At 47.5% G+C, this 24,377-nt stretch carries 15 protein-coding genes, 1 tRNA gene and 1 pseudogene; 10 read left to right on the forward strand and 7 right to left on the reverse strand.

What is annotated here, in order from left to right:
• Window positions 1-234: 234 nt before the first annotated feature.
• The 7 genes and pseudogenes from AS151_RS12205 to AS151_RS12240 all read left to right on the forward strand — a co-directional run bounded on the left by AS151_RS12205 (window position 235) and on the right by AS151_RS12240 (window position 13,714).
• Window positions 235-1,416, forward strand: a complete 1,182-nt coding sequence (locus AS151_RS12205; RefSeq protein WP_071517342.1) for a response regulator — start codon at window positions 235-237, stop codon at window positions 1,414-1,416.
• A gap of 629 nt (window positions 1,417-2,045) precedes the next feature.
• Complete coding sequence (locus tag AS151_RS12210) at window positions 2,046-2,546, forward strand: DUF4112 domain-containing protein (protein WP_071517343.1); 501 nt, start codon at window positions 2,046-2,048, stop codon at window positions 2,544-2,546.
• A gap of 397 nt (window positions 2,547-2,943) precedes the next feature.
• A complete protein-coding gene (locus tag AS151_RS12220) occupies window positions 2,944-6,012 on the forward strand; it encodes an SMC family ATPase (protein ID WP_071517345.1) in 3,069 nt (1,022 codons plus the stop codon).
• A gap of 532 nt (window positions 6,013-6,544) precedes the next feature.
• Complete coding sequence (locus AS151_RS12225) at window positions 6,545-8,722, forward strand: ATP-binding protein (protein ID WP_139240635.1); 2,178 nt, start codon at window positions 6,545-6,547, stop codon at window positions 8,720-8,722.
• 297 nt (window positions 8,723-9,019) lie between these two features.
• Window positions 9,020-9,304 (forward strand): annotated as a pseudogene (locus AS151_RS12230) (HNH endonuclease signature motif containing protein); the annotation flags it as partial.
• Between the two features lie 141 nt (window positions 9,305-9,445).
• Window positions 9,446-12,205, forward strand: a complete 2,760-nt coding sequence (locus AS151_RS12235; RefSeq protein WP_071517348.1) for a transporter substrate-binding protein — start codon at window positions 9,446-9,448, stop codon at window positions 12,203-12,205.
• A 33-nt stretch (window positions 12,206-12,238) separates the two neighbouring features.
• Window positions 12,239-13,714, forward strand: coding sequence for an MFS transporter (locus AS151_RS12240; protein WP_071517349.1), 1,476 nt, complete (start codon window positions 12,239-12,241; stop codon window positions 13,712-13,714).
• Between the two features lie 35 nt (window positions 13,715-13,749).
• Here the strand turns inward: AS151_RS12240 and AS151_RS12245 are convergent, their stop codons facing one another.
• From AS151_RS12245 to AS151_RS12260, 4 genes are all read right to left on the reverse strand, one after another.
• Window positions 13,750-16,527, reverse strand: a complete 2,778-nt coding sequence (locus tag AS151_RS12245; RefSeq protein WP_071517350.1) for an EAL domain-containing protein — start codon at window positions 16,525-16,527, stop codon at window positions 13,750-13,752.
• A gap of 135 nt (window positions 16,528-16,662) precedes the next feature.
• Entirely contained in the window at window positions 16,663-17,385 is a 723-nt protein-coding gene (locus AS151_RS12250) for a 16S rRNA (uracil(1498)-N(3))-methyltransferase (protein ID WP_071517351.1), read from the reverse strand.
• 30 nt (window positions 17,386-17,415) lie between these two features.
• Complete coding sequence (gene trmH / locus AS151_RS12255; protein ID WP_084639552.1) at window positions 17,416-18,072, reverse strand: tRNA (guanosine(18)-2'-O)-methyltransferase TrmH; 657 nt, start codon at window positions 18,070-18,072, stop codon at window positions 17,416-17,418.
• A gap of 74 nt (window positions 18,073-18,146) precedes the next feature.
• The gene (locus tag AS151_RS12260; protein WP_071517352.1) at window positions 18,147-18,947 is read right to left on the reverse strand and encodes an SDR family oxidoreductase; all 801 of its coding nucleotides are present in this window, start codon (window positions 18,945-18,947) and stop codon (window positions 18,147-18,149) included.
• A 103-nt stretch (window positions 18,948-19,050) separates the two neighbouring features.
• On the opposite strand from AS151_RS12260, the gene AS151_RS12265 reads away from it, so the two are divergent.
• Window positions 19,051-19,980 (forward strand): cation diffusion facilitator family transporter, encoded by a 930-nt coding sequence (locus AS151_RS12265; protein ID WP_071517353.1) that lies wholly within the window; start codon window positions 19,051-19,053, stop codon window positions 19,978-19,980.
• Between the two features lie 15 nt (window positions 19,981-19,995).
• Here the strand turns inward: AS151_RS12265 and AS151_RS12270 are convergent.
• Window positions 19,996-20,067 (reverse strand) — tRNA-Cys (locus tag AS151_RS12270).
• A 70-nt stretch (window positions 20,068-20,137) separates the two neighbouring features.
• Here AS151_RS12270 and cpdA point away from each other — a divergent pair.
• Entirely contained in the window at window positions 20,138-20,920 is a 783-nt protein-coding gene (gene cpdA / locus AS151_RS12275) for a 3',5'-cyclic-AMP phosphodiesterase (RefSeq protein ID WP_071517354.1), read from the forward strand.
• A gap of 4 nt (window positions 20,921-20,924) precedes the next feature.
• On the opposite strand, the gene AS151_RS12280 is transcribed toward cpdA, so the two are convergent.
• On the reverse strand, window positions 20,925-21,281 hold the full coding sequence (locus AS151_RS12280; protein ID WP_071517355.1) for a hypothetical protein: 357 nt from the start codon (window positions 21,279-21,281) through the stop codon (window positions 20,925-20,927).
• A gap of 447 nt (window positions 21,282-21,728) precedes the next feature.
• On the reverse strand, window positions 21,729-22,733 hold the full coding sequence (gene cofG, locus AS151_RS12285; protein ID WP_071517367.1) for a 7,8-didemethyl-8-hydroxy-5-deazariboflavin synthase subunit CofG: 1,005 nt from the start codon (window positions 22,731-22,733) through the stop codon (window positions 21,729-21,731).
• 106 nt (window positions 22,734-22,839) lie between these two features.
• On the opposite strand from cofG, the gene AS151_RS12290 reads away from it, so the two are divergent.
• On the forward strand, window positions 22,840-24,375 hold the full coding sequence (locus AS151_RS12290) for an efflux RND transporter periplasmic adaptor subunit (RefSeq protein WP_211517584.1): 1,536 nt from the start codon (window positions 22,840-22,842) through the stop codon (window positions 24,373-24,375).
• Window positions 24,376-24,377 lie beyond the last annotated feature (2 nt).

The raw sequence follows: 24,377 nt of genomic DNA on the forward strand, positions 1-24,377 counted from the left end.
TATAGGCGACTAAAGTCGCCGTCCGTTTTTCCTCCCTGCGCTAAAGCGACAGGGCTTCTAAACGTATCGAGGTATTTTCCGTGAGGCGATCGCTAATAGTGCGGTTGCTCGCCCAAACCGAAAGTTATGTTGCACGTTGCCACCAGCGCTCGTTTTTAATCAATTCCACAGTGTAATATCTTAACCAATTCTAATTTATTTGTCAATACTGGTTCTGAAATGGGAAGCAAAGTTATGACGACCGCTAATATTTCCAAAAAAGATACAACTTCTCTCAAGGAACAATTGGAAAAGCTTGCTGCTCAAGGGTTTACTGGCAAGCTAGAAATAAGTGCAATTCAAAGAAAATGGGATATCTTTTTCTGTTTGGGTCGCCTAGCCTGGGCAACAGGAGGCGATTTTCCCCAGCGCCGATTTCGTCGCGTTTGGCGGCAACACGGTTTGCAAAATGGTAACAAAATGCTTAGCGAATTTTCCCTAATGAAAAGCCGGTCGGTTATTTGCGAGCATTACGAATTTTTCCGAACTGCCGCCAAACAAAATCAATTCGACCGCAGGCGAATTACTGCGATTGTTGGTAGCAACTGTCAGGAAGTATTTTTTGATATTTTGCAGCAGGAAGCTTGGGAGTTACTTTCCTACCAGGCATTACCGGAAACGGGGTTGGACAAAACTTCCCTACTCATGTCAGGGTTGCTCTGGCCGAAGCAAGTTTTTCCAGAGGCATACCAGGAGTGGTTGGCGTGGCAAAAGGCGGGGTTGCAAAATATTTCTCCTCACCAAATACCAGCGATCGCGCAACCGCAGAAACTCCAGCAAATGACTTCACCAGGAACGTACAGCGTTTTGACGAAAGCCATTGACGGCCGGCGTTCCTTATGGGATTTAGCGATCGCAACGCAAAAGGAACTGTGGCGCTTGGGCAAGGCATTACTTCCCTATATCCAACAAGGAATTATTAAACTTAAAACAGTGGAAGCCGCCGATGGCGACGAAGATACCACTGGCGCGATCGCTTCTGTAGGCCAGTCGGCAACACCACCATCCAAGCCATTTTGCATTGCTTGCATCGATGACAGCAGCTACATCCACCAGCAAATGGAACACATTGCCACGCAAGTAGGTTGGCGGTTTGTGGCTATTGAAGATTCCGTGAAAGCAGTACCTATATTATTGGAGTCTTCTCCAGATTTAATTTTTCTGGATTTGGTGATGCCAGTTGCTAACGGATACGAAGTTTGCGCGCAAATTCGCCGGGTGGAAGTTTTAAAATCGGTGCCTGTGGTGATTCTAACCAGCCAAGGTGGGGTTATCAACAACACCCGCGCGCGCCTGGCGGGTGCTAATGCTTTTCTCAATAAGCCAATTCAGCCAGCTCAAATTATCGCGATCGCGCAGCGGTTGGTTTCTCAGTGAAGACAGAAATACTTTTTTCAATTTTGGTAAATTTGTAGGTGTTTTGGCACGATGGGAAGTATGGCGAACAGAAGCGATCGGGGTTTTAATGATTGTAAGATTGAATGATATTCTTCATTAATCAAGCCTAATACCATTTCCTTAATAATCTGCAAGAGATAATATAGGCATTTTTGTAGGGGCGCAACGCGTGAGTAGGGGCGCAACGCGTGAGCGCCCCTACCAGGGCAATTGGCAAATACCATACAATCGTTGTTTTTCAGAAATGGTATAATTCTATTGCTGCCCGGAATTGTTTTAAACAAAAAACTGGCAGTAGGGTGGGCAATGCCTACCCTACAATTTTCTATGGGTTCTCGAAATATTTTTTATAGAAATAAGCTTTTTGGGAATTTAGGTAATATCATTTCCTGAATAGAGGCATTTTGGTAGGGGACTTGGCGAATCGACCCTACCAGGGTAATTGGGAAATTCCAGACAATCGTTGTCTTTCAGAAATGGTATAAGTTTAATAGGGTGACAATGTCCACCCTACAATTTTGAATATGGTTTTTGTATGGTCAAATTCTTATCTTACATCAACGAAAAATGCTTTAAACTAAAAACTGGCAGCACTCTAGCATCCTTGTATGATAACCGATCGCGATCGCCAAGCCCCTATCCTCGCGCAACTGCGTTCCCTCAGCCATATCCTCGATAACGCCATTCCCCTTCCCGGTACTTCCTTTCGCATTGGCATCGACCCGTTGTTAGGATTGTTCCCAGGTGTCGGCGATTGGATCGGCGGCTTTATTTCCGGGTATATGTTTTTGCTAGCATTGCGTTTGGGATTGCCAGTTGCCATCCTCTTTCGGATGCTGTTTAATCTCCTGCTGGATTTGCTGGTGGGAACCTTGCCAGTGGTAGGTGATATTTTTGATTTTGGTTACAAAGCCAACGCTCGCAATTTACGTTTGATTGAAGAAAATCTGGAAACTCCTGCTATCAGGGAGTCTGGCGATCGCGCTTCCCAAACCATTTCCATTGTAGCGCTGGCAGTAGCAGCGATCGCTTTCATCCTCTTGGCGATCGCGGTAGGCATCGGCACGATCGTTATCTCGGTTGAGTTTTTGTTCTCCCTTTTCAACTAGGGGTAGTGTTTTTTGAATTTCTAATAGCAAAACAACGCTACATCTAGTGTATTCTCCAGAGAAAACTACCTATCCAACCAACTGCAAATGGGGCAAAAGTTCCCACCTCTGCCAAAATTCTCTACCCATCTTTGGGCTATCGAATGTTGTTCATCATACTAGCGATCGCAGCAACTTGCCAATAACATTCCCACCGCTGGTAAAAATGGGGATACAATATTAAGAATTGTAAAAAAAATGCCATTAGAGCGGAAAAGCAGGGTCGCAGAAGACCAAAATAGTCTTTAGATCCGCAAAAACTCTTGGAAAAATGCCGGATTTTCATTTCCTCGATTGACATCCGGCGTTCCATTCCCACCATTTTAACCGTGTAATTCTGAGGAGCGATCGTTTTTGCATGATTCCGTACAAACTAACCCTAAAGAACTTCCTCAGCTATCACCAAGCCACCATCAATCTCAAAGGTTTGCACACAGCCTGTATTTGTGGTGCCAACGGTGCCGGCAAATCTTCGCTACTCGAAGCCATGGCATGGGCCATTTGGGGTCAAAGTCGTGCCGCCTCGGAAGACGATCTCATCTATTACGGTGCTAAGGAAGTCCAAGTAGACTTTATTTTTCACGCGCGCGGACACACCTACCGCATCATTCGCCGCCGTCGCCGCCGCCAAAGTGCCTCTCTGGAATTTCAAGTAGCCAACAACGATGCGGAAGACCCGCAAAATGCTGACTTTCGTTCTCTCACCGAACGCGGGGTGCGCGCTACTCAACAGAAAATTATCCAACATATACGACTCGACTACGACACTTTTATCAATTCCTCTTATTTGCGTCAAGGTCGAGCAGACGAGTTCATGCTCAAACGTCCCAAAGAGCGCAAACAGGTTTTGGCAGAATTGCTCAAACTCGACCGCTACGAAACCCTTGCCGAACAAGCCAAAGAAAAAACGCGCAACCTCAAAGCTAAAGCGGAAGCCACCGAACCGCAAATCCAAGAAATTGACAGCAAATTACAAGAAAAATCCGCGATCGCGCGTTCTTTAGAAGAAGTTGCTGCCACTATAGAAAAATTACAAAACCAACAGGAACAAGACCAAGCCAGCTACAGACAACTACAAGCCAAGCAAAACCAGCGCCAAACTACCCAGCAGCAACTACAGTGGCACCAGGAACAAGTCCGCCACCTACAAGCAGAATATCAAGACTTAGAACAACAGCAACAAACTGCCCAACAACAGCGACAAAAATTAGACCAACTGCTAGCGCGGGAAGCGGAAATTACCGCCGGATACCAACAATATCGCAACTTGCAAGCACAAGAAGAAGAAATCGAAGGCAAATACAACACTTACCAGCAACTAGAAACGCAACGCCAGCAACTTACCGAAGAACTGCAAAATGCCATCGCTGAAATTAACGAACGGTTGGTGCAGTCGCAAACCCAACTGGAAAACTTACAGCAACAGGAACAAGAATTGCAACCCATGCTGGAAAAAACTGAAGAAGTGGAAGCGGCGGTGGCGCGGTTGCAGGATGCCAGAAATCGCTTGCACCAGTTGGACAATCTACAAACCCAAGTTTCGCCGTTGCTGCAGCAGCGACAGGAAGTACAAAACCAACTCGATCGCTTGCACGCACAATATACGGCGCGGTGGGAAGCTTTGGACAGCGATGCCAAAAAATACCGCCAGCAGCTAGCGCGTACGGAACATTTAGAACGAGAATTAGAAACTGTAGAAGCGGAAATTGCGGAACTGGAAAAAACACAAACTTACAAGCAGCGGGTTGAAGATAAAGGCAAGGAACGGCGCAGCTTTCTGGACCAGTTAAAAACCCAAGAGAAAGAATGGCAGCGGCAGATGGATGAGTTGGAACAGAAACAAGCGCTGCTAGAGAATACTAGTCAAAGCACCGACGATCGCGATTCCGAGTATCCTCCTTGCCCTCTGTGCGATCGCCCCTTAGATGAATATCACCAAAACTTGGTGCGGGAGAAAACCACCGCCGAACAGCAAGAACTGCGGGAACGCCTGTGGTTGGTGCGCGAGCAAATTACCGTTTCCGAACGGGAGATTCAGGTGTTGCGCCAGGAATATACCCGCCTCAAAGAACAGCTTACTTCCTATAACGAAGCTTTCCGCCGGCGCGGTCAGTTGCAATCCCAGTTAGAAAATCTCACAGAAATCAAACAAGCCCTCGCCGACACCGAACAGCAGCGCGATCGCTTGGGGACGTTGCTGGCATCTGGGGTAGATAGCGACCTCAGCCAGCAGTTGCAGCAGCTAGACGCGCAAATTGTGGCTATGAACTACGACGAGAAAAACCACGCGCTGGTGCGGGGGGAAGTGGAAAACTTACGCTGGGCAGAAATCAAACAAGGAAAAATCGAACAAGCCAAGAAAAATCTCGCTCAAATTCGCGAACGGCAACCCCAAGTAACCGCCACCATCCAGCAGCTGCAAACCCAGCGGGAACAGATGCAAAGTAATTCCGAACTGGCGCAAAAAATCAACCGGGTACAGCAACAGATGGAAGCTTTAGGCTACGACCGCAACCGCCACAACCAACTGCGCCAGCAACTCCGGCAGCTGTCGAAATGGGAAGTGGAGTATCAAACGCTACAGCAAGCCAAACAGGACTATCCCCAGGTGCGAAATCGGGTGCAGCAGTTGCAGGAATCCCTCCAGGCGCGATCGCAAAAACTGCAACAACAGCGCGATCGCATTGCCGCCATGCAACAGGAACTCGCCAATACCGAAGATCCGACCCCAGAGTTGGAACGGTTGGAAAAACAAATCCAGCAACGCCGGGAGGCGTTGGACCAACAATTGGCTTTGCAAGGCAGCTACCAACAGCAGGCATCCCATCTGGAAGCATTGCAAACCCAACGCCAAACCTTGAAACAGCAATTGCAAAGTATCCAACGCCAAAAACGGGTGTATCAGGAACTGTCGGCGGCGTTTGGCAAAAACGGTATTCAGGCGCTAACCATTGAAAACGTTCTGCCGCAGCTGGAAGCGGAAACCAACCACATTCTCTCCCGCCTCAGTGCCAACCAACTTCACGTTCAGTTCGTGACTCAAAAACAAAGCCGTTCAAATTCTAAGAAAAATAGCAAACTAATCGATACGTTGGATATTTACATTGCCGATGCCAGGGGAACGCGACCTTACGAAACCTATTCCGGCGGCGAAGCGTTTCGGATTAACTTTGCCATTCGGCTGGCGTTGGCGAAGTTGCTGGCGCAGCGGTCGGGAACGCCGTTGCAAATGCTGATTGTGGATGAGGGGTTTGGCACCCAAGACAACGAAGGCTGCGAACGCTTGATTGCGGCGATCGAGGCGATCGCGCCGGATTTTGCCTGTATTCTCGCCGTTACCCACATTCCCCACCTCAAGGAAGCTTTTCAAACCCGCATTGAAGTGCGCAAAGATGCCAACGGTTCGCAAGCGCGTTTGCTGGTTTAAACCAAAAAACGGGGAATTTGGACGTTTTGTAACCTAAATTACTTTTTATAAATAGGTAAGGCTTATATCCTAGATGTATCCCTCGATAAGGGACAATTTTTGCCAAAAAGCCAAGCACGGCAGCTATGGTGTGCTCCTTGGCTAGCTATTGGGTTGGTTCTTGGCGATCGCCACTTTTCCCTCAAAACTTGCCATGCGTGCATCTACCCTTCAGGATACCCAAAAAACCATAGGCGATCGCCCAACCCAGCCTATAAAACGCTTGAAAAAACCAAAATATTTCACCGTTTGGCAAGCTGGTTGCTTTTAATTTGACGCCGGGAGCAATTTCCTTTACACTCCTACAGATTAAGAAAAACAAAAGAAACTGTTTCCCGAGCCAACCAAGCAACGCAAAAATCCAATTGTTCCGCAGTCATACAGAGCAAAATTGCGTTTTGGTGTTTCCCATGTTAGCGAACAACCACAATCGAAAGTGCCAATTGTTTCTTCCGAATTGTTGGGTTCCTTTCAGTTCCTGTTGGACCGTACCATGAGACTTCAAGAAAACGATCGTACCCTATCTTCCTTTCGTCAAGAAATTGCCCTCGTTCGAGAACGCAGCGATCGCATGTATCCTCAATTTTCTCCTGCCGAAACCAGCACAGCGATTATCAATATTAGCGGTCGCCAGCGCATGCTGCTGCAGCGAACGGCCTTGTTTTGTTCCAAAATTGCCAACCAAAAATCTCCACAAAAACGCCAACAAGATCGCGCACAATTGCGCCAAGCGATCGCGCAAATGGAAACTGGTCACCAACAATTGTTGCATGGCGATTCCCACCTCGGATTGCCTGGTATTACCTCCGAAACCATCCGCACCATATACTTTCAACCCCCCTGGGAAGCGGATGCCAAAATTCGCGCATATATTGCTAATGTCAAAGCCTTTTTAGCCTCTACCGACGAAGAACAAAACGCCGACCATCCCGCTTTAGAACCCATTGTGCGCGCGGCGACCAGCGAACTGCTTGATATTTTAGACCACCTCGTCAAACAGTACCAACAGGAAATGGACGAGCGCAACCAATCGCTTTTTGAAAAACAACAGCAACTCCAGCATCAAAGCACAGAAATTGCTTCCCGCATGTCGCAACTTTACGAGCAAACTTTACAGCAATCGCGCCGGGAACAGTTGGTCAATCAAATCACCTACCAAACCCGACAAAGCTTCGATACGGAAACCATTTTAACCGAAACCATTGCCCAACTTCTCGATGCCATGGATGTCGATCGCTGCATCATTCACCTGTTAGAAGAAACCAACAGCCAAGCCAGCGCATCCTCTAGCAACCAGCCGGAAGTTCTCGACCAATTTTCCCCCTCCGAAAATCACCAAAAAAGAGAAATTACCGCCTTTCGCAAGAAAAATCTATTTGAAGTATGTCGGGAACCGTTTTCTTCTTCCGTAGCTTACTTTGAACCCCGCGGTCCCATTACTGACTGGGTTATCAAATACCGCCAGTCGGTGGTTATTGCGGATGTGACCCAAGACCCGCGCATCGACCCCAGCAACCAAGAATATCAAAAAGCCAAAATCAAATCTTCGTTGGTGGTTCCCGTACAAACCCAAGACCGCCTGTACGGAATTTTGTATTTAAATCAATGCGATCGCCAGCGCCAATGGTCGGATAATGACTGTCAATTTGCCCAATCCGTCGCCGACCACTTAGCCTTATCCATACAACAATCTGACTTGTATGCCCAAGCTAAATTCGCTGCCCAACAAGCACAGGCAAAATCAGAGAAACTAAAGCAAGTCTTGTACGAACTCCAAAAAAGTCAAACCCAACTGGTGCAAGCTGAAAAAATGTCCAGCCTGGGGCAAACCGTCGCCGGTCTGGCCCATGAAATTAACAATCCCATTAACTTTATCTACGGAAATATCGCCCACACCCAGGACTATGTCAGCGACTTGCTATCTCTGTTGCAGGCATACCAAACCCACTATCCCGACCCGGTACCAGAAATTCAAGACCTCATGGAAAACATAGAACTCAATTACATTTGCGACGATTTAGACAAAATTTTCCATTCCATGCGCACCGGGGCCGACCGCATTCGCGAATTGGTGTTGTCCTTGCGTAATTTCTCCCGTTTGGATCAAGCTGAAATCAAAGAAGTAGACTTGCACGAAGGGATTGAAAGTACGCTTTTAATTTTAAGCCACCGCCTCAAACCCAGAAAAGAACTGGACATGAGAAAAGTTCAAATAATAAAAGAATATGGAGATATCCCGCCAGTAGCCTGTTTTGCCGGACAGTTAAATCAAGTATTTATGAACATACTGAGCAATGCCATCGATGCTTTAGAAAGCCAACGGTACCAAAACAGCGGTTCCCAGGCAGATACCCCCACCATTTGGATTCGCACGCAAGTACAAGACGGCGAGTATGTTTGCGTACGCATTGCTGACAACGGTCCGGGAATTCCCAAACAAGCACAATCTTCCTTATTCGATCCATTTTTCACCACCAAACCCGTAGGTCAGGGAACTGGGTTGGGATTGTCCATTAGCTATCAAATCGTGGTAGAAAAACACGGTGGCGAAATTTGGTGTGAATCTCCAGCCACTGGGGAAAGGGGAACGGCATTTGCTATCAAACTGCCAATTCGCAGCGATCGCGAAGGCAACCCAAAAACCCCTCCTCGACCCAGCTGGTCTGCCTAAGCCGGTTGGCTTCACAAAAAGTGTGGTGGCATGGAAGAATCAAGATGTGTCACTATAAGAAAGTCTGGTGCGATTCGTTCTCGCCAAAAGCTGAAAGGAAACAACCTAAAGCGTGAGCGAGACAAGGAGTCAGAAGCGAACGATTGGGGTAATACCCAATATATGCTGACAGACTCTCGATGACTTGGAAGATAAGGTCGAAAGTAGCATTACATCCAAAACGATTGGAAACAATACGGTGAGACTGGAATGGCGGGATATCGACTGGAAACAGGTCGAACGTCACGTCTTCCACCTGCAAAAACGAATCGGAAACAGAAAGGGAAATGTGCCCATTGTGGACTGACATTCCGTGAGGAAGATATAATGGAAGTCGACCAAACCATTGTCCCAAAAGCCCTAGGCGGAAAGGACAAATACGACAACCTACAACTTCTTCACAAACATTGCCACGATGTAAAAACTGCCAACGATGGTAGTCTTGGTACTTGTGACAAGAGCCAAGTTGTTGAGTCCCCGGATGATGCGAAAGTATCACGTCCGGTTTTGAAGACGAGTCAGGTGGGTGACTGTCTGGCTTAGTTTAACCCAAATGGCCAACATTTGCATTCGCCATGGGGGTAGACGTGCTGGGTTTTCTGTTTTTCTGCAAACAGCAGGTAAAGAATAGGCTGTGCAACACCTTAACTTGCCCACACCCACAGGAGGAAAAATCCCCAACCCATGACTGGTTCCACAGTAAAGGTAGGCATTTTACACGCTCTCAGCGGCACCATGGCGATTAGCGAAACTCCCCTCAAAGATGCCGCCATGATGGCGATCGCGGAAATCAATGCTGCCGGTGGCGTTCTAGGCAAGCAAATCCAACCCACCATCGAAGACGGGGAATCGGCAGTGATGGGTTTTGCCTTGCAAGCCAAAAAACTCATCGAACAAGAACGGGTGGCAGCGTTGTTCGGCTGTTGGACTTCTTCCTGTCGCAAAGCCGTATTGCCAATTGTGGAAAAATACAATAGCCAGCTGTGGTATCCCGTACAGTACGAAGGTTTGGAACGTTCCCCCAATATTTTTTACACTGGTATGTGTCCCAACCAACAAATCGAACCGGCGGTCCGTTGGTTGCTAGAACAAGGAAAAACCCACTTGTATTTGCTGGGGTCAGATTATGTATTTCCGCGAACGGCGAATAAAATTGTGAAAGCCACTGTCAAGCAAATGGGGGGAACCATCCTCGCTGAAGAATATTTGCCGTTGGGGGAAAAACAGTGCGCCGCCGCGATCGCGCACATTCAAGAAAAGCAACCCGACGCTGTTTTGAGTACCCTCAACGGAGACACCAACATAGCCTTTTACCAACAATACCACCAAGCCGGGATTTCTGCGGCCGAGATTCCCATTTTGGCTTTGAGCGTTGCCGAACCCACCTTGCAGGAAATTGGGGAAGCCGCTGCCGGTCACTACGCCGCTTGGAGTTACTTCCAAAGCTTGGATATCCCCGAAAACCATCATTTTATTCGCAACTTTCGCCACCGCTACGGCAGCGATCGCGTCACCAGTGACCCCATCGTCTCAGCCTATACTCAGGTTTATTTATGGAAACAAGCTGTAGAAGCCGCCGGCAGCTTTCACATCGATGACATTCGTCCAGCCGCCAGCGAACAAAAAGTTTTATCTCCCAGCGGTTGGGTTTATTTACGTCAAAACCAACACATAGAAAAACCCTTTCGCATCGGCAAAATTCGCCGCAACGGACAATTTGAAATTGTCAGCACCAGGGAAACCCCCATCAAACCGCTGCCTTTTCTAGGAGCAGACGAACAAAACCATTTATTTAGACCAGTGGTCGTCGATCTGTTGGGAGAAGTTTCCCATTCTATCCAGTATAGCTGCCAGTTAGAGGATAAATCCCGCCAGTTAGAAAACGCGATCGCCGAACTGCAAAGCAAAAACGAACAATTGCAAGCTACCCAAGCAGAACTGGTGCGATCGCAGCAGCGGCTGCGGGAATTTCAAGACCGACAGGAAGTCTTGCGGCGTCGCCTGTACCACCAAATTCGTTGTTCTCTAGATTTGGATACAGTTTTGCAAACGACAGTCCAGGAAATTCGCCAGCTATTGCAGATCGATATTTGTCAGTTTGTGTGGTACGAACGGGATGAAAACGGCCGAATTCTCGGCTTTCGCCACGCCGCCGTGGATAGTCTGGCAGATCCTCCTCCCAATTGTCAGCTGCTGGCGGCAAATCCCGATTTAGGAGAAATTTTATTAAATAACTATTGTTTGCAAATTGATGACTTACATTCCGGAGAAGTCCTGGCAAAAACCCCACAGCAAGCTTTTTTACAACACGGTATCCAATCACTTTTGGTTACTTCCGTGCGTCCCAACTGCAGCCAAGATGGGTTGCTTCTGTGCCAGCATCGCCAAGGAAATAGGGTCTGGGAAATTGATGAAATCGAACTCATGTTGGAAATTCGCGAACAACTCGCGATCGCCATCGACCACGCTCACCTGTACCGCCAAAGCCGAGAATCAGAGATTGCCGCCAACTCTCAGGCACAGCGTCTCAGCCAAGTTTTGCAAGAATTGCAAGACAAACAGGCACAACTCATTCAAGCCGAAAAAATGTCCAGTTTGGGACAAATGGTAGCGGGCATCGCTCACGAAATCAACAACCCCGTTAATTTCATCAGCGGCAATTTAACCTATGCAGAAAACTATTTTTTCGACCTCCTGCAGCTACTAGGCACTTACCAGGAACGCTGCCAGATCCAAGACCCGCGAATCCAACAGCAAATTGCCGAAATTGACTTAGATTTTATTAAACAAGACTTTCCCGAAATTATCGCTTCCATGCAAAGCGGTACCGAACGCATCCAAGGCTTGGTGCAATCGCTCAAAAGATTTTCGCATCTGGACGAGGCGGAAAACAAAGCAGTTGACCTGCACCACGGCATCGACAGTACCTTACAAATCTTGCAGTATCGCCTGCAAAGCCAACCGGGACGACCGGAAATTCGGGTGGTTCGCGAATACGGCAATTTGCCTGTGGTAGAATGCTACCCCGGACAGATGAATCAAGTGTATCTTAATATTATTAGCAATGCCATCGATGCGGTGGATGCCTGGCTAGAAACCACCAGCGATCGCCACCAGCGGATTCCCACCATTTGGATTCGTACGCAACGAACCGCCGATGATTGGGTGTCTATTTGCATTGCTGATAACGGGGTAGGGATTTCTCCCCAAATCCAAAACCGCTTGTTCGACCCGTTTTTCACCACCAAACCCGTGGGAAAAGGAACGGGATTGGGACTGGCCATTTGCTACCAGATTGTCGTTCAAAGGCATCAAGGCAAAATTTGGTGTTCCTCGACAGCCGGTGAAGGGAGCGAATTTTGGATTCAAATCCCCCGGACCAACCGCTACCAGCATGATGAGGGAACAACCAACGACAACCAATCGAGCCACTTTTTTTCCTAACACCAACACCGAGAACAACCCCAGGGTAGCTTCATGCAAGACAAACTCCATCCCACCGTTAAATTTGCCTATGGTGCTGGCGTTATGGGTGGGGCCATGACCACCAATATTTTAGCCTTCTTTGCTTTATTTTTTCTGACCAATGTTGCTGGTTTGGATCCTGCCTTAGCAGGCAGCGTCTTGCTGGTTGGCAATATTTGGGATGCCTTTAACGATCCCCTCATTGGCACCCTCAGCGATCGCTGCGATCGCTTTTTGCCTCCCAACATTATCCACCGCTGGGGAAAACGCTACCCCTGGATGCTGGCTGGTGGCATTTCCCTGGGAATTGCCTTCTTTCTGGTGTGGTTTATTCCCCCTTTTGAGAAAGATTGGCAAATGTTTGCCTACTACAGTTTCGTTGCTATTTTGTTTTTCAGTGCCTATACCTCAGTCATGCTACCAGCTTCGGCTTTGGCACCGGAACTCACCCGAGACTACGACGAACGTACCAGTTTGATGAGCTTTCGTTCTGCCTTTAGCATTGGTGGTGGCATGTGCGGTTTGCTACTGGCAAAAAGCATATTCGCTGTCATGGCAACTGGACCGGAACGCTATTTGGTCTTGGGGGCCATTGGCGGCATGTTCGCGATCGTGCCGACTTATTTTAGCATTTGGGGCACCTATCCGCGATTTCAGAAAGTACGCTACCAACAGCCTCCCCAAGATGCCAAACGGTTGCCCTTCAAACAGCAAGTGAAAACAATTCTCAGCAACCGTCCCTATTTATTGGTTATCGGTATCTATTTGTGTTCCTGGCTGGCAGCGCAACTAACCGCTTCGATTCTGCCTTATTTTGTGGTTAACTGGATGAAACTATCGGAAAATCACTTGGTGCAAGCCGCCATTGCCGTTCAGGGAACCGCACTGGCAGCAGTATTTGGTTGGAGTGTCATCGGCAGGCGTTTTGGGAAAAAGATCGTTTATTTGCTGGGGGTTCCTTTGTGGTTAATTGCACAAGTGGGTCTTTTGTTACTCCAACCCGACAGCGTTGGCTGGATGTACTTTTTCGCCGTTATGGTAGGCATTGGCTTATCTACCGCCTATCTCGTCCCGTGGTCCATGTTTCCCGATGTGGTCGATTACGACGAACTGCTTACTGGCGAACGTCGCGAAGGGATTTTCTACGGTTTTACCGTATTTTTGGAAAAATTGGGGACCGCGATCGCTTTATTTTTGGTAGGTAGAATTCTCGCGATCGCTGGCTTTATCTCCATTCCCCGCGGCGAAACTGCACCCCCGCCACAGCCGGAATCGGCGATGCTGGCTATTCGCTTAATTATCAGTCCCTTACCAGCCATTTTACTAATTTTTGGATTAATTTTAGCTTATTTCTATCCTATTAGCCGGGAAGTTTATCAAGAAATCTATTTGAAACTGATGGCACGCCGCCGGGGAGAGGAGAGAGAATGGGACCTCGGGAGTTGGGATTCTGGAATAGGAAGAAGGAAAAGAAAAAGAAAGTCGTAAATTGGTTGGTGTTTCTCCCCTGCTTCCACACTCCCCTACAAATGCAAATTTCCCGAAGCCAGCAATTGCGCGATCGCAGAATTAGCTTCCGGTCGGGAAAATAGATACCCCTGACCGTACTCGCATCCTAAATTTTGTAAATGAGCCAACTGCTCCAATGTTTCGATCCCCTCGGCAATAATTTCCATATTTAAATTGCGTGCCAAAACCACAATCGTGTGCATGACCGATTCGCTTTCGGTTTCGATACCAATGCGTCTGACGAAAGAGCGATCGATTTTTAACGTATCGAAAGGAAACGAATGTAGGTAGCTCAAAGAAGAATATCCCGTCCCAAAATCGTCAATACAAATACTCAGTTTCCGTGCCTTCAACTGCTCTAAAATTCTAATAATCTGTTGCGTATTTTCCACCAAAACACTTTCCGTAATTTCTAATTTTAAATTTTGGGGGTCAATGCCAGTGGTATTTAAAATACTATCAATTTGTTCGATAAAATTAGGCTGCTTGAGTTGCATGGCAGAAATATTCACGCTCACCGTGAGGGGAAACGAAATTTGATATGCCTGCTGCCACGCTCTAATTTGCTGGCAAGTTTCGTACAAAACCCACATTCCCAACGAAGAAATCAACCCAATTTCCTCGGCAAGGGGAATAAACTCTGCCGGCGAAATAAAGCCTTGCAAAGGATGTTGCCAGCGTAGCAGTGCTTCAAAACCGCTCAAACGGCGATCGCTTATAGAAACAATTGGCTGGTAGTATACCATGAGTTCTTGATTGTCTAAAGCACGTCGCAAATCCAAATCGAGTTGAAACTTGCGCGTTGCTTCCGCTTGCATTTGTTCGTCAAAAACAACATAATTATTGGCTGTATCTTGAATTTGAGCGCTATGCATTGCCGTATCGGCAGCTTGCAAAAAACTTTCGGCATCAATATTGGGAAGCGAACTCAAAACCACCCCAATACTTGCCGTAGTAAAAATTTCGTGACCGGAGAGATGAAACGGTTTGACCAATTCATTTTGAATTTGCTGGCAAATATGAATAGCATCGCTATGTTCGGCAACCGTTTCCAAAATTATGGCAAACTCATCCCCTTCAATTCTAGCCAGCATGGCTGGGGTTGGCGAATAGGATTCCAAACGTCTGGCAACGGCCATACAAAGTTGTTTGGCAATATTATGGCCGAGGCTGTATTTAATAAATTGAAACCGGTCTAAAGAAAGATAGAATAAAGCAAACGTTCCCCGCTCCTGATTTTGATATTCCTGCAACATTTGTTCCAGCCGTTTGAGGAACAATTCCGTCTTGGGAAGTTGGGTAACCGCATCGTAGAAAGCATACCGCCACATGCGGTCTTGGATGCTCTGGTGTTCGGTAATATCTTTGACCATCGACAAAACCCCGGTAAAATTGCCTTTGGCATCCCGCAGGGAAGTATTGTGCCACTCGCAGGTAATCAAATGCCCATCTTTGGTAATATTTTTATTAACGCTACGCGCGCTAAAATGACCCGATTTCAAGGTTTGAAAAATTTCCTCGACTTCACTTTGTAAAGCAGCCGGAACAATGAGCTCGTAGGGATGTTTTCCCAAGACTTCTGATTTGGAATACCCAAAAATTTCGGCGGCGGCTGGGTTCCAATCGGTAAATTTCATTTGGCGATCGTGTAAAATACAACCAATGGGCATGCGTTCGATTTGCAGTTGCAGGCGTTCTTGCAGTTGTTTGGTGGTTTCGTATAGCTGTGCGTTTAAAATCGCCATGGCACAGCGTTCGGCGGTAATTTCTAACAGGTGAATTTCCTGTTCGCTGTAGGGATGGAGGTCGTGCCACTCAATTTGCAAAACCCCAACGAAATTCCCATTTCTTTTTAAAGGTACCCCCATCCAAGACCGGGTTTTTTCGCTAGCAGCACGGAATCGCTTGTCTCGCTGGATATCTTCAATATAAATGGGTTGGTTTTGCGTTGCGATCGCATTGGCTAATCCCCGGATGGAAATTTGTCCGTATCTTTCTAATTTTCTCTCGGGAATTCCCACACCGCAGCGGGGATATAAAGTACCGTTGTCATAAAGGAAAATAATCGCCGCATCGGCAGCAATCACAGCCGCAATTCGTTGCAACAAAACATGCAACAAATCGTCCAATTCTAACGTACTAATAGCATTAGCAGTTACCGCACTTAAGGCTTGTAGGGAATGGGTTTGCCGCCGTAAATCTTCTAATAATTGCTTGCGTTCGGTGATATCGCGGGCAATCCCAATGATTCCTTTGGGTTGTCCCTGACGAGAACGCCAAATATATTTGTTAGAGAGAAAAGTTTTGGTCTCTTGAGAAAGCTGTACGGTTTCTTCCAAAGTTTGTGGCTGACCAGATTCTAAAATTGAACGCTCGTTTTCGACAATTTCTTGAGCTTCTGCCTCGCCAAATAAATCGCGATCGCTTTTTCCAACCACTTCTTCGGTAGTGCAGTTGAGAGCTTTTGCGGTGGCTGTATTGCAAAGAATGTAGCGACCTTGCCAATTTTTTACGAAAATAGCATCAGGAGTGCCCTCAATAATATTGAGTAGCAAATTATTAGCTTGTTCCAGCGATCGCCGCGACCGACGAATGAGTTCGTATAAAAGTCCAGTGACCACTAATGTATAGACCCATCCCTTAATTGTTTGCAGTCTCGCCGTCACTTCAACGCGGTCGGTGATGCCTAAAATTAACTGGTCGGAGAATAAAATCCACAAACTGCTTACCACTAGGTAGATGAAAGCAATTTTCAACGCCGTAAACTTTTTGCGGTTGCGTTTGGGAAACATCTATACTTATTTTCTGGGTGTTTTTTCGAGAAACTTCTGGTTGCCTGACCTCTAGTATGCTACGGTAAAGTTCCCTTTGCCAATATCTTTTTTGATTTCGTTTTCAGCCAAGCAACCATTGTCTGAAAATTTCGCTTATTTTCCAGATTCGCAAGCCGCCGCGATCGCCGATAAAGCCACCAAAGGTGCCGTAACAGCTCGTAAAATTCTTTTTCCAAGGGAAACTGGCTGAAAATGATATTCTTGGAAACAGATTGTTTCCCTGTCGCACCATCCCCCTTCCGGTCCTGTGGCGATCGCAATTTCCCCAGAAACAGGTATCATTTCCGCCAAATGGGGAACATCTGCTCTAGCAACTGCAACCAAGCGATGGGATATAGCAATGGTATCAGATACAGTGGAACAATAAGCCGCCAGAGAAAGGGGTTCGGTGATTTCCGGAATCATTTGGCGTTCCGACTGTTCCGCCGCCTCCGCCGCTATCCGCTGCCAACGTTGGCGTTTTTTGGCACTGGGTTGCAGCAAAGTGCGATCGCTTTGTAGGGGAACGATGCGAGTGACTCCCAACTCAGTGCTGTAGCGTACAATTTCTTCAAACCCACTTCCCTTCGGCATAGCAGCCGCCAGAGTAACAGCAACTGGTAGTTCGTTGTTGGCATCGAGGAATTCCACAATTTCCGCTTGCGAGTCTCCGGTTAGTTGGGAAAGCCACCAATTGCCACCACCATCCATAGCAATAAAACGATCGCGGCGTTGGCATCGCAACACCCGATACAAATAATGTTGCTGGTGGGGAGTGAGGGAAATGGTATTGCCTCGAACTTGGGAAGGTGCGATCGCGATTCGCTGGAGTTGCATGGTTGGGAAAAAGGCAAGAAGATAGCTAGCTTACGCCATTTCTCTGACAATATCTCCCACTTCATTGAGGGGAGGATAGGGTTTGCCGAGTTTGCGGTAACGTTCGGCAACTTCGGGATACGACCATTCAAACAACACCTGCCGGTAGGTGTCTTGGTCAAGACGACAGCTGTCGTAGTAGCCGGCGGCTTGTCGCTGTCGCATGGCTTCAAACACGATCGTCGCGGCAGCAACCGAAACGTTGAGCGATTGTACCATACCCACCATGGGAATTCGGATGTGGTGGTCCACCAAAGAGGCAGTTTCATCGCTCACCCCAAACTTTTCCGTTCCCAGCACGATCGCTGTGGGTTGGGTATAATCAATTTGGCGGTAGTCTATCTGGTTTGGGGATAAATGTGCCGCATACAGGGTAAAGTTGCGTTCTTGCAAACACGCGATCGCACTTTCAATATCGGCATGGATGCGTAAAGGGACCCATTTTTGACTGCCCTGTGCTACGCTGCTGTAAGTAGGAACGCCACCGGTGGGATTGACGGCATGAGCTTCAAAAACCCCTACCGCATCGCAAGTACGCAGAATAGCAGATAAATTATGGGGTTTTTTAACGTTCTCCGCTAAAACGGTTAAGTCGGGTTGTCGTTGGTTGAGGATTTGTTGGAGTTTTTGGTATCTTGTAGGGTTCACGCTATACGTTTTTAACGCTAGAATAGCTTTTTCTACGCTTCCATTGTATAACAAACTACGAACCAAACGAATACCTAGCGAGCCTGACCGAGGAAACCACGCACCAGCGGCGGAAACAACCGGTAGGCTTCTGTTAGCCAAAAAGCAGCACCCACAATCACTTCGCTGCGTTTTTGTTGGTAGGCTTGCCAAACCGCCTGTGCGATATCTTCCGGCTGGCTGACCCAAGGCGATCGCAAAATAGCATTCATTCTTTCCTGTGCCTCGCTAGCATTGTTTTCATCGGTAGAACGAAATACGGCACGTTCCATAAAACTACTATTGATTACCCCGGGATGAACCGCACCCACGTGGATGCCTTTCGCCTCCAATTCCAGATGCAAAGTTTCGGTCAATCCCGTCACGGCGTATTTGCTGGCACAGTAAGCGGTCATATTGGGGAGTGGCATTTTGCCGCCAAAGGAACCCACATTGATAATGCTGCCGGTTCCCCGTTCCAAAAAGTGAGGCAGTAAGGCATCAATGGTATGCACATATCCCCAAAAATTCACATCCATCAACCGATGCCAATCTTCCAGGGAGGTGTTTTCCGTGGTTCCCGTCAGGCAAATTCCGGCATTGTTAACCAATACATCAATGTTGGAAAAAGTTTCCCAAGCTTTGGCGATCGCAGTTTGCACTTGGGTGGCATCGGTGACATCGGTGGGAATGGCAAGGGATTGACCGTTACTCCCCGCCAGTTCTGCGGCGGTGGCTTGCAAGCGATCGCTTTGTCGGGCAATCAATACCACATTGTAGCCTTTTTCGGCAAAAAGTTTGGCCGTGGCCCGGCCGCTGCCTTGGGAAGCACCCGTAATGAAAACAGTAGCAGTCATAGGTTTTGCAATTAGTGATTTTTTTCGATTTGCAATTAGAAAATCGTATTAGGATTGGGGAGAAGGATCTTCAAGTGGCGATCGCCAGGAGGAAACCCATTCCGTGGTCACCGACAATCGTTTTCAAGTTCGTCGCGTTTTGCTGGTCACCCTAGCATTGAACATTTTGGTCATGGCAATCAAAGCAACCATTGGCTTGCTGACCGGTTCCCTCAGCTTGCTAGCCGATGCCTTGCACAGCATCACCGACAGTGCCAACAACATTTTGGGATTGGTCGCCAACCACTTTGCCACCCCCAAGCCAGACCGGGAACATCCCTACGGTCACCAAAAATTTGATGCCATTGGTGCTTTGGGAGTGGCGGCTTTTTTGGGAATCGCCTGTTTTGAAATTCTCAAAGGTGCCATCGATCGGCTTCTAACTGGCACCCAGGAAATTTCCATTACAGCCTCCCACCTGTGGTTGTTGTTAGTAGTATTGGGGGTCAATATTTTTGTAGCATTTTACGAGCGTTCTGTGGGGCAGAAGATTGGTAGCAGCATCCTGATTGCCGACGCCAAGCATACCATGGGAGATGTTTGGGTCACCATGATTGTTATTGGTGGTTTGGTAGGCATTTGGTCGGCAAGGAATGTCGATCTTCCCCAGTTGCAATGGCTGGATGTGTTGCTAGCGTTCCCCGTGGCGTTGTTGGTTTTTCAAAGCGGCTGGGATGTGGTCAGAGAAAATTTACCCTGGCTGGTGGATGAAATCGCGATCGCACCGGAAGCCATTTACGAAGAAGTGATGCAGGTTCGGGGAGTTCGCAACTGCCACGCGATCGCCTCTCGCGGCATCGTCGGTCGTCAGGTCTTTATCGAAATGCATTTAATCGTCAATGCCAATGACGTAGAAACGGCTCACCAAATCACCGAAGCTGTGGAAGATAGACTGGAACAGCGATACGCACCGGTACGCACCATCATCCACGTGGAACCCCCAGAATACATGTCGCAGTATATCAGCTACGACGCCGACCCCGGACACAAATAGAAAAATAACTCAAAAAGGCGACACCCGGATTCGAACCGGGGAATAGAGGTTTTGCAGACCCCTGCCTTACCGCTTGGCTATGTCGCCACTGCGAGAATCATAATAACATATGAACTACAGGCGTTGGCCGTTCTAGAAAAAAATTTTTTGAAGACGTATGAATCCCAATTCCCATTCCGCTCTAGTGGCAGTGCAAATTACCGACACCCACCTGTTTGCCAGCGAATCTCAAAAACTCAAAGGCGTCAACACGGCCAAATCCCTACAAACTGTACTCCATGGCGTGCAGCAGTTGCAACCAAAACCCGATATGCTACTGCTAACCGGGGATTTATCCCAAGACGAAACCATGGACTCTTACCAGCGATTGTACGACGCGATCGCGCCATTGCAGATTCCCACTTACTGGTTGGCTGGAAATCACGACTGTTTTGCCGCCATGCAACCGATTCTCTCCCAACCTCCCTTTCACCCGCAAAAATCTTTTCAACTGGGAGGTTGGCAGTTCCTGTTGTTGCCTTCACAGGTGCCTGGTTGGGTAGGTGGCAAACTCTCCGCCGATACCCTGACGTGGCTGGATCGGGAATTGCAACAATGTCGCGATCGCCCTACCCTGGTAGCTGTACACCATCCGCCGTTTCTGGTCAACACCACTTGGGTGGATGGCAGTACCTTGGAAAATCCAGAGGAATTCTGGCAAGTGCTTGACAAATACCCGCAAGTACGTTTAGCGATCGCCGGACATATCCATCAGGAGTTTGCTGCCGAACGTCAAGGCGTACAGTATCTAGCTACGCCTTCTACCTGCATTCAGTTTGCTCCCTTTAAAGAACCCTTTTCCAGCGATCGCCAACAACCGGGATTTCGGGTTTTCTATTTTTACCCGGATGGCACTTGGCATACCCAAGTGCAAAGAGTACGATACGCAGCAGTTACCTAGAAGCTTAACCAAACCAACTCGAAGGGGCCTGTTCGGCTTCCACTCCTAATGGATAAGAAGTAGGTTGGGATTGGTACCAGTTGTCTTCTGCTAGCAATTCCCGCAACTTTTGCCGCACCGCGGATTTCACTTGATGCCTCAGTTGGTGGGGAATCAAGGTCCGCGGTGAATTTTCATCGTCGTTTTCGTTCATAACGGCATAGCAAGGCTGCACTTGTTGGAGAACGTAAGTACGCAGTTGCTCGCGAATTTTGCCATTTTGTACCGTCACACCACTGCTTTGGCAACGGCGGCTGTACAAAGCAGCATCGATCTCTTCATCAATAATATGTAGCGTCAAATTGGTAATTGTTACAGACATGTTAAATCCCTCTAATCCTCAATAAAATCCCACCAAATCTTTTTAAAAGCAGTAGAAATGAAAACGAGAACGAGGAAAACAACCGCGCTTCCACGACCCCAATGGGGAATCACTAGATAGGGATCGAGGGAATGTCCGTACTCGCTAGCTCGTTTTCTCTTTCTATCTCCTACTTATTAGGATAATTGATGTTTTTTCGCGATCGCTTTTCACCTGGTAAAATAGCAATATTTTTTTATCGAAATTTACCTTTTGCAACATCTTTCTGGTTTTCTGTAAAGAAAAATAAATAAACCCCAGATTCTCGAAATAAGAATGCCTCAACCCATGGAATCGCTAAGCATATCTACCGAGTACTTTCCCATATTTTTTCATAGTAGCAGCCAAACTAAGTACAAATACTGCCCAAAAACCACAATTTTCCCAACCATCTCTTGCCAGCAATTGTTACAAATTTTTTCGGCGATCGAAAGCATGCTCCGCGATCGCACAGTCTGCCGCCACCCGTTCCCGCCACCGACTTACAGGGATACGGAACCATTGGGGAAGCCAACCATCGTATTGGGGATACACCGGCAAACGCGGTTGCAACTGCCAGCCAGCCGGTTCCAGAATTTCCTGCAACTGCCGCCGGTGGGGATGGGGATAGTCAGGATTTACCTCATCGGTAGGTCCAATCCCCCCCAAATCCCGCGCGCCTGCTTGCAAGCAATCCAGTAAAATTTGCGGCTGCAAAACCAAATTCGGCGGAATTTGAATCGTCATATTCTCTGGTAAAATTTCCCGTGCTTTGCTGACAATTTCTGGCAATTGCTGGTAAATAGGAAACGTATTTTCCTGCCAAATTTGACGGGTTCCTTGGGTATGCGGTTGCAAAATTACTTCTTGAATGTGACCCCAACGGCAATGCAAAGTGGCAATGGTTTCCAACGTTTCCCACCAATCTTCCTCAGACTCACCAATTCCCAACAACAATCCCGTTGTAAATGGAATTTGCAACTCCCCAGCCCATTCTAGCTGCTGCCGGCGCACTTGGGGAATTTTGCTAGGCGCGTAGCGATGTACGGTTTCTAGCAATTTCGGGGTCATTTGTTCCAACATCAACCCCATAGACACGTTCACCTGCCGCAATTTCGCCATTTCTTCGCGATGCAAAGGCCCCACATTGGTATGGGGAAAAAATCCCATTTCCGCCGCTAACACGCACAGGTCGTAAATTCTGCTAAACCAAGCCGGTCGTTGCTGGCTGTTGGGGTGAACTTCGCCGCTGAGGAGTAAAACTTCTAACGTACCTCTATTTTGCTGCGATCGCAATAAATTCCTCGCCTGGGAAAGTTCCAACCATTTATCTTTCCCCGGTTCGGTGCGAAAATTGCAGTAGCTACAGCGATTGAAACATTCGTAGGTAGGCACAATCGTATAAGCAGGACTGTACGAGATCGTATTCGCCATCATCTATGCCAAAATAACAATATTTTCCAAACCAGCAGCAATAAAAAGGGTTTACCTACTGGAATCGGTAGAAAATCCAAGATAAAATACGAACATATCTGTGGGTGTGGGAATACCAATGGCCATCAAACTCACCAAAAAACATGGCATGCGTTGGTTGTTAGGATCGGCTATCCTCGCTGGCATTAGTCTGGGAGGTTGGGGAATTTATGTTTGGCAAATTCGCCATACCAGCCAGACGGTTGTCGCTCGCGTGTTGCAAGTCAAAAAAGATACCGTCGAAGAAGTGGTTAATGAAAACGGTACCGTAAAATTAGGCGGACAGCAAACCCTCAAGGCCCCCATCGAAGGAATTGTCAAGGAAGTATTGGTGGATGCTGGCGATCGCGTCAACCGCGGCAATTTACTAATTGTTTTAGCCGATGTGGACCAACAAAGCCAACTAGAAAAACAAGAATTAGAAATCGCCAAACACCAGATAACCTTAGAAAACCAACGCCAAAAAGGAAGGGAAGCACAACAAAAGCTAGAAAACGCTCAAGCCAAACTTCAAACTTTACAAGCCGGAAACAGCGAATACCACCGCGAATTGCGGGAAAAACAGTTAGAAATCGCACAACAAAAGCGGAAAATCGATAACCAAGTACAAACCGTTCGAGAAGCCAAAGCCGACCTTGCCAACGCAGAACGAAAACGACAAAACGCCCAAACCTTGTTAGACAAAGAATTTATCTCCGAGGATAGTTATTTCGACACAGAAAAAAACGTACGCGACGCACGCGCTCGCCTGCGCAGCCAAGAAATTACCTTAGAAGAAGAAAAAATAAATTTGCAAAAACAGCGTTTGAATGTAGAAGACATCCAGCAAACCATCCAAGAAAAGCTACGAGAAGCGCGCGAACAGGTAGCAAGTGCAAAAACAAATCTGCAGCAAGCCCAAGTCGAGCTAGAAACCAGTCTGCTCAAGCAAGAAGAATTGATGTTAAAACGCCAAGAACTCTTGTCAGAACAACAAAAACGTCGCATTCGAGCGCCTTTTGCCGGCGTTGTATTGGATGTGAAAACCCTTGCGGAGGACGTAGTTTCCCAGGAAGACGAATTGGTGATTTTGGGAAATCCCCAACAGGAAGTTGTCGAACTACAGTTACCTATCTTCACAGCCAGCCAAGTAGAACCCAACCAACAGGCTCGCATTAACAAGATTGGTCCGCAAATGGAAACGTTTTCTGGCAAAATCGAGCATATTGCCTTGTTAGCCGACAGCGATAATAATAACAGCGAGTCTTCTGGTAAAATACCCGTAACAATTCAGTTAGATAAGCCAACGGGAGAATTAATTCCTGGATCTCAAGTAAGTGTAGAAATTGTGGTGCAACAACGTCAGGATGTGGTTGCCGTTCCCACAGAAGCTGTGATGGCAATGGGTTCGGAGAAACCGTTTGTCTGGCTGCAAGACGAACAAAACCAATTGCAACAACAACCCATTGAAATTGGTATGGAAGGATTGACCAAAGTAGAAGTCAAGGAGGGGTTGCAAATTGGCGATCGCATTGTTCTTCCCACACCGGATATGAATTTGGAACCGGGAATGTTGGTGGCAGCCAAACCAAAACCAAAACCATCGGAATCAGAACAGGAGTGACC

The organism is Geitlerinema sp. PCC 9228, assembly GCF_001870905.1.
GTDB lineage: Bacteria > Cyanobacteriota > Cyanobacteriia > Cyanobacteriales > PCC-9228 > PCC-9228.